The organism is Vreelandella glaciei (assembly GCF_013415125.1).
GTDB lineage: Bacteria > Pseudomonadota > Gammaproteobacteria > Pseudomonadales > Halomonadaceae > Vreelandella > Vreelandella glaciei.
The window spans coordinates 1-17,247 of record NZ_JACCDE010000041.1 but is presented as its reverse complement, the minus strand read 5'-3'; the positions used below and the strand labels follow the sequence as shown (position 1 = coordinate 17,247).

Sequence of the window (17,247 nt, the reverse complement as noted above, 5' to 3'; positions counted from 1 at the left end):
GCCGCTCGGTGAAAACTGGGCGGCGGCATGCCGATAGCCGATCGTTGCTGATCACTTCTTTCGCCAGATGGAGAGACCTACGTGTCCGAACCGCCTGCAGCTCCTTTGACAACGGCCGATGGTGTGCCGCTCAAGGTCAGCCTACGTCGTACTGTGCGACGCTCGAAAATAAAGGCGCTGTTGCTGGTGGCGCCGCTACTGGCATTTCTGTTCATCGCCTTCCTGATGCCTTTGTTCGAAATGCTGTGGCGCAGTGTTGATAATCCTGAAGTGTCTACCCACCTATCGCGTACCGTTTCAGCTCTGGAAGGCTGGAACGGTGAGTCGTTACCTGATGAAGCCACCTTTGCGGCCTTGGCCGAGGATCTCCGCGAAGGCCAGCAGGAACGCAATCTGGGCCTATTGTCCAGCCGACTGAACTACGAAAAGTCGGGCATGCGTTCGACCATCAGCCGCACGGCGCGCCGTGTCGGCACGTTGGAACCGCCCTATCGCGAGTCACTCATTGAGGTCAATAACACCTGGGGGGAACTCGATACCTGGAAGCTGATCCAGCGCGAAGCGTCTCCCTATACGATTTCGTATTATCTGGCGGCGGTCGATCTCCAGTTGAGCCCGGACGGTGAGATCGTCCAAGTGCCAGAGCATATGCAGATTCATGCCACGCTATTTTGGCGAACGCTGTGGATGAGCGCCGTTATCACTGGCCTAACGCTACTGCTTGGTTTTCCGGTGGCTTTTCTGCTGGCGAGTCTTCCCGCGCGTCACTCCAATCTGCTGATGATTCTAGTACTGCTGCCGTTCTGGACCTCACTGCTGGTGCGCACCACTACCTGGATCGCTATCCTGCAGTCACAGGGCGTGCTCAACGACGTGATGGTGGCCCTTGGTGTGATTGCCGATGAGGCGCGGTGGCAGATGATCCACAACAAGATGGGCACGATCATCGCCATGACGCATATCCTGCTGCCGTTTATGATCCTACCGCTCTACTCGGTGATGAAGACCATCCCGCCCAGCTACATGCGCGCGGCACGCTCGTTGGGAGGCAAACCGTTTCTGAGTTTCCGTCGGGTCTACTTTCCGCTGACGATCCCGGGCATTGCCGCTGGCGGGATCCTGGTGTTTATCCTGTCGATCGGCTACTACATCACGCCAGCGCTGGTGGGCGGGCAGTCGGGGCGCTTTATCACTAATTACATTGCCTACCATATGCAGACATCGCTCAACTGGGGGCTGGCCGCCGCGATTGCCTCCATCCTGCTGTTCGTGGTGATTATTTGCTATCTGGTGTTCAACCGTCTGATCGGCGTCGACAAGGTCAAGCTGGGGTAAACCATGGCCATTCCTTCCTACGCCACCCGTGGCGAGCGCATCTGGCACTATCTCTTTCTGTTTATCTGTGGCCTGGTCTTTCTGTTCCTGATAGGGCCGCTACTGGTGATCATCCCGCTGTCGTTCAATGCCGAGCCCTACTTCACTTTCAGTAAAAAAATGGTGGCCTTCGACCCGGCCGGTTATTCGTTGCGCTGGTATCAGGATTTCTTTACCTCAAGCGAATGGCTCAACGCTATCAAGAACAGCTTCATCATCGGTATCGCGTCCACACTGCTGGCCACGGTGCTGGGGACCGTTGCGGCGCTGGGGTTGTCGAGTCGGCACATGCCGGCGCGTGGCGCAATCATGGCACTGTTGATCTCGCCGATGATCGTGCCGCTGATCATCTCCGCGGCGGCGATGTTCTTCTTCTTTTCCAAGGTCAATCTCGCCCAGACCTACGTAGGCGTGATCCTGGCGCATACGGCGCTCGGCATTCCCTTCGTGGTCATCACCGTGACGGCCACGCTATCGAGCTTCGACACCACGCTGATCCGCGCCGCGCATAGCCTCGGCGCCAATCCCACTCGGACCTTCTTCAAGGTGGTGCTACCACTGGTCACGCCGGGGGTGGTGTCAGGGGCGCTGTTTGCCTTTATTACTTCATTCGATGAAGTCGTCGTGGTGCTGTTCATTGCAGGCCCTGAACAGCGCACCATGCCGATCCAGATGTGGTCGGGCATTCGCGAGCAGATCAGCCCGACGATCCTAGCCGTGGCGACCATGCTGGTGCTGCTCTCGATGTTGCTGCTCACTACCCTTGAGCTATTACGCCGGCGCAGTGAGCGTCTGCGGGGGCTCTCGCCAGACTAAGCCCAAGCAGCATTGGTAGCGCGCCGGTTTGATGCGAAAACTAAAGGTCTTTGACCAACCTGAGCGCGTCGTAGATAGCCGCGTGGGTGTTGCGGGACTCGACAGCATCACCGATCCGAAACAGCTGGAAGCGGCCATCCGGGTTGCTAGTCACGCTCTGGGGGGCGCCCACGATCAGGTCATCGTAATTCACCTTGCCGCGGTTGCTGGCGTGCGGTTTTAGCTCGAAATAGATATCGGCCATCGGTGTGATGCCGTAGTTGACGACCACTTGGTCGATACGCCGCTCATGCCCACTATCCTGCTGGCCATGAATGGCATAATCGCTGGTGATTTCGGCGAGCAGTTCACTGCCGTCGCGCTGCACGGACTTCAGCCGGTAAGTCGGCGTGAAGGTGACGTTGGCACGCTGCAGGGAACGCATGTAGGGCACCAGGTTCATGGCCATGATCTCTGCGGAGAAGGTACGGTCCGGCGTCATGATTTCAAGCTCGGCCCCTGCGGCGGCAATGATCTCTGCCGCCTGTAGAGCAGCATGGTCGCCTGCATCGTCGAACAGCAACACCCGTTTGCCCGGTGGCACGTGCCCGGAGAGGATGTCCCAGGTATTGACGACTAAGTCGCTGCCGACCGCGGGCTGATCTTCCATGGGGTAGCCGCCGGTGGCCACGATCACCGCATCCGGCTTTTCGGCGCGCACGTCCTCGGCCTCGGCCCAGACGTTGTAGCGAATCTCGACGCCGAGTGCATCACAGCGCGCCAGGCGCCAATCGATGATGCCCAGCATCTCACGACGTCGCTCACTCTGCGCCGTGAGACGTATCTGCCCGCCAGCATCGCTGGCGGCTTCGAACACCACCACCGAGTGGCCACGCTCACCGGCAACACGAGCGGCTTCTAACCCTGCTGGCCCCGCGCCGATAATCACGACTCGCCGTTGCTGTGCCGCCTTGGAAATGGTGTGCGGCATGGTGGTTTCGCGCCCGGTGGCAGCGTTATGAATGCAGTAGGCGGCGCCGCCTTGATAGATGCGATCAAGGCAGTAGTTGGCGCCGACGCAGGGGCGAATCTCTTCCTCTCGCCCTTCGGCAATCTTGCGCACGATATGGGGGTCGGCCATGTGGGCGCGGGTCATGCCGATCATGTCGACCTTGCCTGAGGCGATGGCATAACGGGCAGTGGCGACATCCTGGATCTTGGCGCCATGGAAGGTGGGAAAGTCGATCTCGCGACGTATTTCACCGGCGAAATCCAGGTGCGGGGCGCTGGGCATGCCCTGGATGGGAATCACGTCGGTGAGCCCCGCATCGGTGTCGATGTGGCCACGAACCACGTTGAGAAAGTCGACCAAACCGCTGTCCTTCAAGCGCCGTGAGATCTCCATCCCGTCGCCGGACGTCAGCCCACCCGGCAGCATCTCGTCGCCGGTGTAGCGCACGCCGACGATGAACGCCTCGCCAACCCGCTGGCGAATGGCGCGCAGCACGTCGAAGGTGAAACGCAGCCGGTTATCGAGATCCCCGCCATAAGGCCCCTCAAGGGTATTGGTCAGTGGCGACCAGAACTGATCCATCAGGTGGCCATAGGCCTGCAGTTCGATGCCATCGAGGCCGGCGGAATGCATGCGTTCGGCGGCATCGGCGTAGTCTCGGATCAGGCGCTCGATATCCCAATCCTCTACCTGCTTGGGAAAGGCGCGGTGGGACGCCTCGCGACGATGAGAAGGCGACACCGCTGGCAGCCAGTCGCCCTTGTCCCAACGGGTGCGCCGGCCCAGGTGGGTGAGTTGGATCATCACTGCGGTGCCGTGCTCGTGACAGGCGTCGGTCAGCTCATGCATCCAGGGCACTACTTCATCCTTATAGGCGAGGATGTTGTTGAACACGGGTGGGCTGTCCTTGGCCACCGCCGCGGATCCTGCCGTCATGGTTAGGCCAAGGCCTGCCTTGGCGCGCTCGACGTGGTAGGCACGGTAGAGTGCCTTGGGCATCCCATCCTCAGGATAAGCGGGCTCATGGGCTGTCATCATAAGCCTGTTTTTCAGGGTTAGATGCTTGAGCTGGAAGGGCTGCAGCAGCGGATCGTTATCCATGGGAAGCGCTCTATTTTATTGTGTATTTGACAAATTTAGGCGTCAATGTTCATAGTTGTCAATATAATGTTCATATATGTACATGGCGGCAAAGCTGTGGACAGAGCAGGTCGTCATCACATAGTAGGAGCGCTGCTGGCACGAGGTTGGTTTATGGGCTAGGAGGCGGGGAAATGGAGCAAAACTTTGTGATTGGAATTATCGGTGGACAGGGGTGGATGGGGCGGGCTCTCGGGCTTGCCCTCCTGGAGCAGGGTATTGTGTCTGCTGATCGATTAGTCGTTTCATCGCGCTCCGGGAGCAGCAATGCTTACCGTGATTGGCGTGGCGTTCGCTGTGTTAAGAACAACCGTGAATTGGTCGGGTTGGTTGACGTCGTCATTCTTTCGGTACGTCCGCAAGATCTCGCCAGCGTCGATATCGATGCTGGCGGGAAGTTGGTTATCTCCCTGTTGGCGATGGCTTCCTTGCAGGAGGTCTCTAGTCGAGTGGGGGGTAGCCGGGTAGTGCGTGCCATGCCGAACGCGGCGGCGGAAATCCGTCGGGCCTATTTTCCCTGGTTTGCCGCCCAGCAGGTCACAGAGGCTGACAAGCGACTAGTTCAAACGTTGTTGGAGAGCTGCGGCAAAGCACGGGAGGTCGCCAACGAGCGTGATCTCGATTATCTGACGGCCTTGAGTGGGGCTGGGCCTGCTTACCCCGCTTTGCTGGCGCAATCAATGTTGGAGCACGCCAAGCAGATGGGGATCGCCGACGATATCGCACTTGAGGCCGTCATGCAGACCCTGGTAGGCGGCAGCCTGCTGCTGGAAAGGCTGGGAACCGATCCCGGTGATATGGTTGAGCGACTGATTGCTTATGACGGCACCACGGCCCAGGGGCTGCGAACAATGCTGGATGAGGGAATCGACCAAGCGGTTCATCGTGGGCTTGAGGCGGCCCATCGGGTAGCCAATGGCACGGATAAAGCGCCCCATAGCCGTAACACCCTAACTGAAGGCTGAGGTTTGGGAGAGCGCAGAACGGAACATTGCGTCTCTTAAGCGTCCTTATTCCTCTATTCCGCTATATAACCATGGCGGGCATGGAAGCGTTGCAATTCCCTGGAACCAGGCGGCTGGCCGGTGAAGATTTCGACATAGGCGGGGATGCGCTGCATGCGCACCTCGAGCGGTTCCTGGGTCTTCATCGAGATATAGCCGATCTGGGTTAGGTAGATGGTGCGGCCCCGAACGTTGGCCGCCAGCGGATCATAGCCGTAACGCTGGAACATTCGCGCCAGTGCTTCGATACGGGTGGCATCAGCCGCATCGATTTCACTCACTACGGATGCTGACTGTAGCGCCCAGCTGCGCATGGCGAACTCTAGCGGGGAGTCGAACAGTTTAGGGTCCAGCCAGCAGTCGAAGACATTGAGCATCGCCTCGACGATATTCTCGGCATAGGCTTCGGTCTGATGCACTAGCCCTTGGGTATTCTTTTCACGCCAGCGTGCAATCAGTGCCTCCAGCAGTGCCTCGCGATCCTTGAAGAACCAGTAGAAACTGGTCCGAGAAAGCTTTAGTCGCTTGGCAAGGGAAAGAATGCGCACGCTATCGACGCCGGATTCCAGTAGCAGCTCAAACGCTGCATCAAGCCAGACGTCTTGGGAGCCCTTAGCGGCGGGCGTATCGGTGGGTGGCATTGAGCAGGTCTCTAAGAATAGTCTAGGAATAGTGTGGCAAAGTGTACACAGGTGTCTCTTATGTGTACAAGTTGTCAGCTACTCTGGCTAAGTCCTAGTGACGGTAAACGTCGCTGCCTTGATCCTTCACGTTTTAACCTCGGGCTAAATGTAACATCGGCGCATCGTGTTCTAAATTCTCAAGCATACGAGCAGCGTACCAGTCGATAAAGTCGATAACACCGAACTCATAGGTTTCAGAGTAAGGACCGGGTTGGTAAGCCTTGGAGTTAATGCCGCGCTGGTTCTCCTCGGCGAGTTGGCGGTCCTGATCGTTGGTAGCATCCCACACGCGGCGCAACTTTTCAGGGTTGTAGTCAACGCCTTCCACGGCGTCCTTGTGAACCAGCCACTTGGTGGTCACCACAGTTTGTTGCGGGCCAAGCGGCAGCACGCGAAATACCACCGCATGATCGCCCATGAAGTGGTTCCATGAGTTGGGCAGATGCAGAATGCGCAGGGAGCCCATGTCAGGGCTTGATAAGCGCCCCATCAGCTTCTGACAGCCGGGTTGGCCGTCCATCGTCATCGACACAATGCCATCCAGCAGCGGCGTGCGGGTCAAGCGGTTGCGCTTGCCAAGCCGCGTCAACTGGTGAGGAACCTTCTCCCCGTCCCAGTCGGCCTGTTTGCGGGCCACCAGCGCTTTGTAGGCGGGCGTTGCGCGCGGGTCGTCGGTGTCATCAAATTCCTGCAGCGAGTTTAGTAGCTCAGGATGAGCGCCGTTGCAGTGATAGCACTCACGGTTGTTTTCGATAACCAGTTTCCAGTTGGCTTGCTCGACGATACTGGACTCGGTGGCGACCTTGACGTTGTCCATCTGGTACGGCTCGAGATAGTGCTCAAGCGTTGTCAGAAAGTCATCAATGGCGGGCGGCTCATCGCTTAGGTTGATAAAGATGAAGCCGCCGGCAGTGCGCAGGTTGACCGGCTTGAGGCCAAACTGGTTGAGGTCGAAGTCAGTGCCCATGTCGCTGCCGGCAAACAGCAATCGACCATCAAGTTCGTAGGTCCACTGGTGGTAGGGGCAGACGAGCTTGGCCACCTTGCCCTTATCTTTCGTGCAAAGACGCGACCCGCGGTGGCGGCATACATTGTGAAACGCATGAATAATGCCTTCACTGCCGCGCACGATGACAATGGGGTTATCACCAATATCCAGTGTCATGAAGTTACCCTTGGCCGGGATCTCGCACGTCATGCCAGCAAACAGCCATTCCTTCTCGAACACCTCCTGCATATCAAGCGCGAACAGGCGGGCATCGTTATAAAACGGTTGCGGAAGCGAAAAGGTACGCCCTCTTTCCTGAAGCATCTGGACCGTTGCCGCCCGCGCCTCGGCGAGTGGGTCATCCATCCGGTTAGAAACACTTTTTTCCATTACCAGTATCCTCGTAAACCTCCGCTCCCCCCTCAAAGGGCTGCGAATCGGCCGATAGTCAAGATTGCGTCTCTTGTTGTTCTGTTGCGTAACCTGGCGTTTGATTTAAATGTGGCCTGACGTCAGGCACCGATTGTGTTGCAGGCGCTGCACTGCCAATTATCTGCCCGCGACATTCGATGGCGTAGCGGCGACTAAAAAAGAGGTTTCTAAACGATAGAGAGTGGCACGAGGTAAGTGTGAGTCGCTGTCAGGTAAGTCGGTTAGCAAGTGCATACCCAAAATGCAGCTCAAAGGTGCTGGCTGTATCGCAAATACGGTTCGGCGATGCATAGTGATGAAGCCTGTTCAGGCAGAGGCGATAATGACAACTAATTTCTTCAATCCGGTCACGACCCAAACCTGGACCAATGGCCGTCACCAGGTGCGGTGCGTCAAGGTGATCCAGGAAACCCAGGATGTACGCACGTTCTGTTTTATGGCCGAGCAGCCTGTGCTGTTCTTCTTCAAGCCGGGTCAGTTCGTGACGCTGGAGCTTGAGATTGATCATCAGCCGATCATGCGCTCCTATACGATTTCCAGCTCTCCCTCGATTCCTTACAGCTTTTCAATCACCGTCAAACAGGTGCCGGGGGGCAAGGTATCCAATTGGCTGCATACCAATTTAAAGGTAGGCGACGAGCTGGCCGTGCACGGGCCGGTCGGCAATTTTAACTCTATCGATTACCCCGCCGAGAAAGTGCTGTTTCTCTCCGGCGGTGTCGGCATTACGCCCTTGATGTCCATGACGCGCTGGCTTTTCGATACCAATGCCGCTGTCGACGTTGAGTTCATACACAGTGCCCGCGCCCCGCGTGATGTGATTTATCATCGTGAGCTGGTGCATATGTTTTCGCGCATCCCTGAATTCAAGCTGCATATCATTTGCGAGAGCAAGGAAGATATTGGTGAGGCCTGGGCTGGCTATCGTGGTTATCTCACCCAGCCGCTGTTCGAGCTAATGGTGCCGGATTTTATGGAGCGGGAGATCTTTTGTTGTGGGCCGGCGCCCTACATGGATGCCATCAAACGTATCCTGCGACACCACAACTTTGACATGAACCACTACCATGAAGAGTTGTTTGGCGCCACGCCGGTCGACGTTCGTGAGGAGGTACGTGAGCTGGCCGAGCAGGCAGAGGTTGACGCCGAAAATGTCGATACCAGTGAATTGCACAGCATTGAATTTGCGTCTTCAGGGAAAAGTGTCCGTATCCAACCGGGTGAGACGGTTCATGCGGCAGCAGCGAAGCTGGGCCTGCATATTCCCAAAGCTTGCGGTATGGGGATTTGCGGTACTTGCCGAGTAGAACTCAAATCAGGTGAGGTGGAAATGGAACATAACGGCGGTATTACCGAAGAAGATGTTGAAGAGGGCTACATTCTATCTTGCTGTAGTCGGCCTAAAGGGGATCTGGTGGTGGATTTTTAGCCCATACAAGTATCTTGCTGCTGAGTCATAAGCGCCCTAAACGGTTACTCGTCCGTCAAGGGCGCTTTGCTTTTTTGGCGGCGTCAGGCGTGGTATCGGCTAAATGTTGCCGATGTCGCAAATACATCGTGTGGTGACGTCGGTAAGCATCTTGGGGCCGGACACCAACGATAGTATCGCGGTAACAACGCGTTGATAGGGACTTTGGTTGCAAGCGACCTGGGTTTATCAGCATTAAAGAGTATGTTCAGCACTTAATAAAAAAGTGACTCATCAGGAGGCGGTAATGCTTCAAAATAATTTTTCGCCCAACGCCCGCTTGGCCAATTACGACGCGTTGCTTGCTGAGGCAATTGCTGAAGAAACGGTTCGCCAAGAAGCACATATTGAATTGATCGCCTCCGAAAATTACGCCAGCAAACTTGTCATGGAAGCGCAAGGTACACAGCTGACCAATAAGTACGCAGAAGGGTATCCAGGTCGCCGTTACTACGGCGGGTGTGAGTTCGTTGACAAGGTTGAAGCTCTCGCCATTGAGCGAGCTTGTAACCTGTTTAGCGCCAATTATGCCAATGTGCAGCCGCACTCCGGAGCCCAGGCCAATGCCGCTGTGTTCATGGCACTGGTATCGCCGGGCGATACGGTATTGGGTATGAGCCTAGCCCACGGCGGCCACTTAACCCATGGTGCTGCACCCAACTTCTCGGGTAAGCATTACAACGCCGTACAGTATGGCCTCAAGCCGGAAACCGGTGAGATCGATTACGAAGAAGTCGAGCGCTTAGCTCGCGAGCACCAGCCGAAGATGATCATCGCAGGTTTCTCCGCTTACTCTCGCGTGGTGGACTGGCGGCGTTTTCGTGCCATCGCCGATGAGGTAGGCGCTTGGTTGATGGTCGATATGGCCCACGTCGCTGGCCTGGTGGCCGCTGGTCTCTATCCGAGCCCGCTGCTTTACGCTCATGTGGTCACCACCACCACCCATAAAACGCTACGTGGCCCACGGGGTGGCTTGATTCTCTCCGCTCATGGTGACGAAGCGCTGTATAAAAAGCTCAATGGCGCGGTTTTTCCAGGCCAGCAGGGCGGCCCGCTGATGCATGTGATTGCCGCTAAGGCGGTGGCGTTTAAGGAAGCCATGAACCAGGAGTTTGTGCGCTATCAGCAGCAGGTGATCGATAACGCCCGGGCGATGGCCAAGGTGTTCATGGAGCGTGGCTACGACGTAGTGTCTGGCGGCACCGACGACCACCTCTTTTTGGTTTCGCTTATCCGCCAAGGCATTACCGGTAAAGATGCGGATGCTGCACTTGGCCGCGCACATATTACGGTGAATAAAAACACGGTGCCCAACGACCCGCAAAGCCCCTTCGTAACGTCCGGCCTGCGTATTGGAACCCCAGCGGTCACCACACGCGGTTTCGATGCCGAGGAATGTAGTGAGCTGGCGGGATGGATTTGCGACATCTTGGACGAGTTGGCTGCAGGCAAAGACACCGCTGCCATTGAAGCTAAAGTGCAAGCCAAAGTGGCTGATGTGTGTGCCCGGCATCCTGTCTACGCTGAAACTGTCGCTGAAGCCGTCGAAGCCATCGCTTGAGAGGAGACCCCTATGCAACGCTATTCCGGCTTCGGCCTGGTCAAGCACGCGCTGAGCCACCACGAGAACTGGGAGCGCCAGTGGCGCAACCCCACACCCAAGAAGCAGTACGATGTAATCATCGTCGGTGGTGGCGGTCACGGCTTGGCCACGGCCTACTACTTGGCGAAAGAGTTCGGCGTCAAGAACGTGGCGGTGATTGAGAAAGGTTGGCTGGGCGGCGGCAACACCGCCCGTAATACCACTATCGTGCGTTCCAACTATTTATGGGACGAATCGGCCGTCCTTTACGAACATGCCATGAAATTGTGGGAAGGGCTCTCGCAGGATCTGAACTATAACGTGATGTTCTCTCAGCGTGGGGTGCTCAACCTCGGGCATACCCTGCAGGACATGCGCGATATCCAGCGTCGGGTGAATGCCAATCGGCTGAACGGTATCGACGGTGAAGTTTTAGACGCCAAAGGAGTGCAGGAGCTAGTGCCGATTATGGACTGCTCCAAGAACGCTCGCTACCCGGTGATGGGCGCCTCCTGGCAGCCGCGCGCCGGCGTGGCGCGCCACGATGCGGTAGCCTGGGGCTATGCCCGTGGTGCCGATGCGCATGGGGTGGATATCCTTCAGCAGACCGAAGTCACCGGCTTCAAGATTCGTGACGGCCAGATCTACGGCGTACACACCAACCGTGGCGATATTGAAGCCAAAACCGTCGGTTGTGTGACTGCCGGTAACTCCTCTGTGCTGGCCAATATGGGCGGCTTTAACCTGCCGTTGGAGTCCCATCCGCTGCAAGCCTTAGTCTCTGAGCCGATCAAACCTATTCTCGATACGGTGGTGATGTCGAACCAGGTGCATGGCTACATCAGCCAGTCCGACAAGGGCGACCTGGTGATCGGCGCGGGCATCGACGGCTATAACGGCTATGGCCAGCGCGGCAGTTATCCCACCGTGGAGCACACGCTCCAGGCGATCGTTGAAATGTTCCCAATCTTCTCTCGGGTGCGCATGAACCGTCAGTGGGGCGGCATCGTCGATACCTGCCCGGACGCTTGCCCGATCATCTCCAAAACACCGGTGAAAGGTCTGTACTTCAACTGCGGTTGGGGCACCGGCGGTTTCAAGGCGACGCCAGGGTCGGGGCATGTGTTTGCCGCCAGCCTGGCCAAGGGGGAAATGCATCCCATCGCCGAGCCGTTCTCCATGTTCCGCTTCCACAGCGGTGCGCTGATCGACGAGCACGGCGCTGCCGGCGTTGCCCACTAGGGTTCATACGAGAGGAGTATTCGCATGTTCTATATCTACTGCCCCTACTGCGGCGAACACCGTGAGGAAGAGGAATTCCACCCCAAGGGCCAGGCGCATATCGAGCGCCCCAAGGAGCCCGAGGCGTGTAGTGACGAAGAGTGGGGGAATTACCTGTTCTTCCGTGACAACCCCCGTGGCGTTCACCATGAAATGTGGGTGCATGCGGTGGGTTGCCGCAAGTTTTTCAACGTGACGCGTCACACGGTGAGCTACGAGATTCTCGAGACTTACAAAATGGGCGAGCAGCCGTCGATTACCGCTGACAGCCAGAGCCAGGCTCGCGAGGGCGCCGCGGTAAGCCAACAAGAAGGAGTGCGGGCATGAGCCAGTCCAAGCAACAAGTGTTCCGCCTTAACACGGGCGGCCGTATCGATCGCTCCCGCACGTTGAGCTTTACCTTTAACGGCCAGCGTTACCAAGGGCACCCCGGGGATACCCTGGCCTCGGCGCTGCTAGCTAACGGTGTGGATATCGTTAACCGCAGCTTTAAATACTCTCGGCCCCGCGGCATTGTCGCTGCGGGTGCCGAGGAGCCCAATGCCATCGTACAGCTAGGCAGCAGTGAAGCGGCCCAGGTGCCCAATGTACGCGCCACCCAGCAGGCGCTATATGAAGGTTTGGCCGCCAGCAGCACCAATGGCTGGCCGAACGTACAGCGCGACCTGATGGGCCTGTTCGGCAAGCTGGGCGGGCAGTTTATGCCGCCGGGCTTCTACTACAAGACCTTTATGGCGCCGGCGTCGATGTGGCTGACCTACGAGAAGTACATTCGCAAGGCGGCGGGACTGGGCCGCAGCCCCATGGAAGCCGATCCGGATAACTATAATCACTTCAATCAGCACTGCGATGTGCTGGTCGTCGGTGCAGGCGCCGCGGGTCTGGCGGCAGCGCTGGCTGCCGCGCGCAGCGGCGCCCGGGTGATGGTGGCCGATGAGCAGGAAGAGATGGGCGGCTCGCTGCTGGCCAGCCGCGAAACCCTAGAAGACAAGCTGGCGGATCAGTGGGTGGCCCGGGTGCTGGATGAGCTGGCCGGTTGCGAAAACGTCACGCTGCTGCCGCGCACCACGGCTAACGGTTATCACGACCACAATTTTGTGACGCTGCATGAGCGGCGTACCGAGCACCTAAGCGATACGGCGCCGGTGGAAAATGGCCACCGTCAGGTGCGCGCACGCCTGCACCGGGTTCGCGCTGGCCAGGTGATCCTGTCCACGGGCGCCCACGAGCGTCCGCTGGTCTACGCGGGCAATGACGTGCCGGGCAACATGCTGGCTGGCGCTGTGTCGACCTACATTCGCCGCTATGGCGTGGCACCGGGCCGCAAACTGGTGCTCTCCACCAGCAACGACTACGGCTACCGCGCTGCCCTGGACTGGAAAGAGGCCGGCTGCGAGGTCGTCGCTATCGTGGACGCCCGCGAGGCGCCGGCGAGCGACTGGGTGGATGCCGCCCGCGCCCAGGGCATCAAGATTATTACGGGCAGCGCCGTTATCGAGGCGAAGGGCAGCAATCGGGTCACCGCGGCACGGGTCGCCAAGATTGATATTGTCGCTTTCAAAGTGAGCGGCCCGGTTCAGGAGTTGGCCTGCGATACCATTGCCAGCTCCGGGGGCTACAGCCCGGTGATTCACCTAGCGTCCCACACTGGCGCGCGGCCTACCTGGCGCGACGATATTATTGGCTTCGTGCCGGGGCTGGTGAAGGGTGTTCAGGCGTGTGGCGGTGTCAATGGCACCTATGCCCTGGGTGACGTGCTGGCGGAAGGTGTCGAGGCGGGCATCAAGGCAGCTGCCGCCATGGGCCATGCCGTTCAGACGGTCACTCTGCCGAGCGCTGAACGTCTGCAGCAAGGGCCTGCGGTGGCGCTCTTCCAGGTGCCTCACGAGAAGCCTACCCTGCGTGGTCCCAAGCAGTTCGTCGACCTACAGAACGACGTCACCGCGGCGGGGATCGAGCTTGCGACCCGGGAGGGCTTTGAGTCTATTGAGCACATCAAGCGCTACACCGCGATGGGCTTCGGTACGGATCAGGGCAAGCTGGGCAATATCAACGGTATGGCGATTGCCGCCCGCTGTCTGAAACGCTCCATCCCTGAGGTGGGCACCACGGTGTTCCGTCCCAACTATACCCCGGTCACCTTCGGTGCCATCGTCGGTCGCCACTGTCGTGACCTGTTCGACCCCGAGCGCTACACCGCGCTGCACCAGTGGCACGTAGAGCGCGGCGCCGAGTTCGAGGACGTCGGCCAGTGGAAGCGCCCCTGGTACTATCCACAAAAACGCGCAGGGGCCGTCAATGGCGAACGCGAGAGTATGGCGGAGGCAGTGGCTCGCGAGTGCCTGGCGGTGCGCGAGAAGGTCGGTATCCTCGATGCCTCGACGCTTGGCAAAATTGATATCCAAGGGCCAGATGCGCGTGAGTTTCTGGCACGGATTTACACCAACAAGTGGGAGAAGTTGGCAGTCGGCAAGTGCCGTTACGGTCTGATGTGCAAAGACGATGGCATGGTCACCGACGACGGTGTGACCAGCTGCCTGGCCGATAACCACTTTTTGATGACCACCACTACCGGTGGCGCGGCAGCGATCCTGGAATGGCTGGAGTTGTGGCATCAGACCGAGTGGCCGGAACTGGATGTTTACTTCTCTTCAGTGACCGACCACTGGGCCACCATGACCATCACTGGCCCGGAAGCGCGCAAGCTGCTCGCTGAGATCAGTGATATCGATCTTGACCGCGATAGCTTTAAGTTTATGGATTGGCGATCCGGGAAAGTGGCGGGGGTGCCAGCACGGGTCTTCCGCATCTCTTTTACGGGCGAGCTGACCTTTGAGATCAACGTGCAGGCAAACTACGCCATGCATGTGTGGCAGACCCTGTTCAAGCATGGCGAGAAGTATGGCTTGACGCCCTATGGCACCGAAACCATGCACGTTCTGCGCGCTGAAAAGGGCTTCATCATCGTGGGTCAGGAAACCGACGGCTCCGTGACGCCGGAAGACTTAGGCATGCAGTGGTGTGTAGGCTATGACAAGCCCTACTCATGGATTGGCAAGCGTGCCCTGACGCGCAGTGACACCAAGCGTGAGAACCGCAAGCAGTTGGTGGGACTCAGACCGAAGGACCCGAAGGTGGTCCTCGAAGAAGGGGCCCAGATCGTGCTTGATCCCAAGCATGCGATCCCTATGCCGATGGTGGGCCATGTTACCTCCAGCTACTACAGCCCGATTTTGGATTCAGGCTTTGCGCTAGCGGTGGTCAAGGGTGGCCATCAGAAGCTGGGTGATACGGTCTACCTGCCCATGGCAGATGGACAAACCCATGAGGCTGAAATCGTCAGCACCATTTTCTACGACCCCAAGGGAGAGCGCCAGCATGTCTAACGCGGCCACCTTCGACACCCGTACTGATACCGCTATTCCGGTAGAGTCCCCGTTAGCCTATAGCTATCGTCGCAGCGGTGCCCCCCAGGCCGGCGGCCCAAGCCGACTTCAGCTACGCGAGCGGGCAATGCTTGGGCATCTGATCCTGCGCGGTGGCGCCATCGTGCTCGACGAGGCGGTGCGTGACGTGCTCGGCATTAGCTTGCCTGGACAACCCCAGGCGTTGGTGCAAGATGCCAGCGGCGAGCGCTCCATTCAGTGGCTCTCCCCGGACGAGTGGCTGGTGATCGTGCCCGGCGGCGAGGAGTTTCCGCTGGAGACCAAGCTGCGCGAGCATCTGGGCAGCGCCCACTTTGCGATCAGCGACGTCAGCGGCGGCCAGACCCTGGTCGAGATTTCCGGCGAGGCGGCGCGCGAGCTGCTGATGAAAACGGTGATCTACGACGTGCATCCCAGTCACTTCCCGGTGGGCAAGGGTGTCACTACCGTCTTCGGCAAGGCGACCACCATCATTCGCCGTCCCAGTGAAGATCGCTGGGAACTGGTGATCCGGCGCAGCTTTGCCGACTACTGCTATCGCTGGTTGCTGGATGCAGCGGCAGAGTATGGCGTCAACGTACAACAATAAGCGGGCAGGCCGCGGAACGCTGTTCCGGCCGCTATGATCTTCCGCAACGGTCTGCCGCTAACTGAGAAGCATGCACTATGAGCCGAATGAGTGATACCTGGATACTGGCCGCCCAATGCCCAAGCCGTTTAGGAACGGTAGACGTCGTCACACGCTTTCTAAAAGAGCAGCAGTGCTATATCACCGAACTCAACTCTTTCGATGATCGGCTCGGCGGGCGCTTTTTCATTCGCGCCGAGTTTCGCCCAGAGCAAGATGAGTTTCATGAAGAGCGCTTTCACACCGATTTTTCAGCGCGGGCAAGTGAATTCGATATGCAGTTCGAATTGACGGCCCCTGGCAAACGCACCGGCACCGTGATTATGGTCTCCAAGGCCGATCACTGCTTGAATGATCTGCTCTACCGTTATCGGACAGGACAGCTTCCTCTGGATATCAAAGCGGTGATTTCCAATCATCCTGATCTGGAGCCATTGGCAGCCTGGCACGATTTGCCCTACCACTACCTGCCGATCACGCCCGAGACGAAATTGCAGCAGGAGGCCCAGGTACGCGACATCATCGCGGATACCAACGCGGAACTGGTGGTGCTGGCAAGGTATATGCAGGTACTTTCCCCCTCTATGTGTGAGCTATTAGCCGGTCGGGCCATCAATATTCACCACTCGTTGCTGCCCGGTTTTAAAGGCGCTAAGCCTTATCATCAGGCGTATGAGAAAGGGGTTAAGCTGGTCGGCGCGACGGCACACTACATTAATAATGACCTTGATGAAGGGCCGATTATTGCCCAAGGGGTCGAGCCTGTGGATCATACCCACTACCCCGAGGATCTGGTGGCCAAGGGGCGTGATATCGAGTGCCTAACGCTGGCTAGAGCGATTAGCTATCACTTAGAACGCCGCGTGTTCTTTTACTCAGGGCGCACAGTCGTTTTTGGCAACTAGTTTTTGGCAACTAGTTTTTGGTAACTAGCCTTTTTTGTGACTAATGCTTTTTACCTAATGCGGTTGTTAATAAACGCAAACAGTTTGAGCTGGCTATGATAATTGGGTTGCTGTCGTTACTAAGCTTTTGCCAGAGCGATAAGTAACCCCTTGTTATGTGTGAGAAGTTATGTGTGATAAGCCGTGCCTAAAAGTATCATTTAATAAATATAAAAATATCATCAATAAAAGATAGCTTAGTTTTATTTATTATCACATCAATAACTTATTGAAATTGTCAGGCACCGCCTGACTTTCCCCTGTTTATACGTCAAGAGGTGCGCCAATGCCTATCAGTGTTTTCGACCTTTTTAAGATTGGAGTAGGCCCCTCCAGTTCCCATACCGTCGGGCCCATGCAGGCGGCTTTTAAGTCCTGGATTCATAGAATAAGCGCAGCACTTTGGATCACAAGGTAGAGGCAGGAGGGCCAGCGCCGGTACCCTCTCTGCCTTACCTACCAAAGTGAAGCAGAGCATGGGATACCGACAA

The 17,247-nt window shown here is 57.6% G+C and carries 13 protein-coding genes and 1 pseudogene; 11 read left to right on the top strand and 3 right to left on the bottom strand.

Annotation, left to right across the window (positions count from 1 at the left end):
- Window positions 1–81 precede the first annotated feature (81 nt).
- Together HZS80_RS20695 and HZS80_RS20690 are read left to right on the top strand one after the other, a co-directional pair.
- A complete protein-coding gene (locus tag HZS80_RS20695; protein WP_340162625.1) occupies window positions 82–1,335 on the top strand; it encodes an ABC transporter permease in 1,254 nt (417 codons plus the stop codon).
- 3 nt (window positions 1,336–1,338) lie between these two features.
- Window positions 1,339–2,190, top strand: coding sequence for an ABC transporter permease (locus tag HZS80_RS20690; RefSeq protein WP_035560543.1), 852 nt, complete (start codon window positions 1,339–1,341; stop codon window positions 2,188–2,190).
- Window positions 2,191–2,230: 40 nt separating this feature from the next.
- On the opposite strand, the gene HZS80_RS20685 is transcribed toward HZS80_RS20690, so the two are convergent.
- Window positions 2,231–4,282: an oxidoreductase gene (locus HZS80_RS20685; protein ID WP_179917165.1), complete on the bottom strand. Its 2,052-nt coding sequence runs from the start codon at window positions 4,280–4,282 to the stop codon at window positions 2,231–2,233.
- A gap of 173 nt (window positions 4,283–4,455) precedes the next feature.
- On the opposite strand from HZS80_RS20685, the gene HZS80_RS20680 reads away from it, so the two are divergent.
- Window positions 4,456–5,286, top strand: a complete 831-nt coding sequence (locus HZS80_RS20680; protein WP_045812053.1) for a pyrroline-5-carboxylate reductase family protein — start codon at window positions 4,456–4,458, stop codon at window positions 5,284–5,286.
- 53 nt (window positions 5,287–5,339) lie between these two features.
- On the opposite strand, the gene HZS80_RS20675 is transcribed toward HZS80_RS20680, so the two are convergent.
- The gene (locus tag HZS80_RS20675) at window positions 5,340–5,966 is read right to left on the bottom strand and encodes a TetR/AcrR family transcriptional regulator (protein ID WP_179917164.1); all 627 of its coding nucleotides are present in this window, start codon (window positions 5,964–5,966) and stop codon (window positions 5,340–5,342) included.
- Between the two features lie 133 nt (window positions 5,967–6,099).
- Window positions 6,100–7,386 (bottom strand): aromatic ring-hydroxylating oxygenase subunit alpha, encoded by a 1,287-nt coding sequence (locus HZS80_RS20670; RefSeq protein WP_035560552.1) that lies wholly within the window; start codon window positions 7,384–7,386, stop codon window positions 6,100–6,102.
- A gap of 364 nt (window positions 7,387–7,750) precedes the next feature.
- On the opposite strand from HZS80_RS20670, the gene HZS80_RS20665 reads away from it, so the two are divergent.
- The 8 genes and pseudogenes from HZS80_RS20665 to HZS80_RS23895 all read left to right on the top strand — a co-directional run.
- Window positions 7,751–8,857: an FAD-binding oxidoreductase gene (locus HZS80_RS20665; protein WP_035560555.1), complete on the top strand. Its 1,107-nt coding sequence runs from the start codon at window positions 7,751–7,753 to the stop codon at window positions 8,855–8,857.
- 286 nt (window positions 8,858–9,143) lie between these two features.
- Window positions 9,144–10,457 (top strand): serine hydroxymethyltransferase, encoded by a 1,314-nt coding sequence (glyA, locus tag HZS80_RS20660; RefSeq protein WP_035560558.1) that lies wholly within the window; start codon window positions 9,144–9,146, stop codon window positions 10,455–10,457.
- A gap of 12 nt (window positions 10,458–10,469) precedes the next feature.
- Window positions 10,470–11,720, top strand: a complete 1,251-nt coding sequence (locus tag HZS80_RS20655; protein WP_035560561.1) for a sarcosine oxidase subunit beta family protein — start codon at window positions 10,470–10,472, stop codon at window positions 11,718–11,720.
- 24 nt (window positions 11,721–11,744) lie between these two features.
- Window positions 11,745–12,086, top strand: a complete 342-nt coding sequence (locus HZS80_RS20650) for a sarcosine oxidase subunit delta (protein ID WP_027958313.1) — start codon at window positions 11,745–11,747, stop codon at window positions 12,084–12,086.
- A complete protein-coding gene (locus HZS80_RS20645) occupies window positions 12,083–15,145 on the top strand; it encodes a sarcosine oxidase subunit alpha family protein (protein ID WP_179917163.1) in 3,063 nt (1,020 codons plus the stop codon). The genes HZS80_RS20650 and HZS80_RS20645 overlap by 4 nt, the downstream gene beginning before the upstream one ends.
- Entirely contained in the window at window positions 15,138–15,773 is a 636-nt protein-coding gene (locus HZS80_RS20640) for a sarcosine oxidase subunit gamma (RefSeq protein WP_179917162.1), read from the top strand. Before HZS80_RS20645 ends, HZS80_RS20640 begins: the two co-directional genes overlap by 8 nt.
- A 77-nt stretch (window positions 15,774–15,850) precedes the next feature.
- A complete protein-coding gene (purU, locus tag HZS80_RS20635) occupies window positions 15,851–16,717 on the top strand; it encodes a formyltetrahydrofolate deformylase (protein ID WP_179917161.1) in 867 nt (288 codons plus the stop codon).
- A 325-nt stretch (window positions 16,718–17,042) separates the two neighbouring features.
- Window positions 17,043–17,159 (top strand): annotated as a pseudogene (locus HZS80_RS23895) (serine dehydratase beta chain); the annotation flags it as partial.
- Window positions 17,160–17,247: the final 88 nt, after the last annotated feature.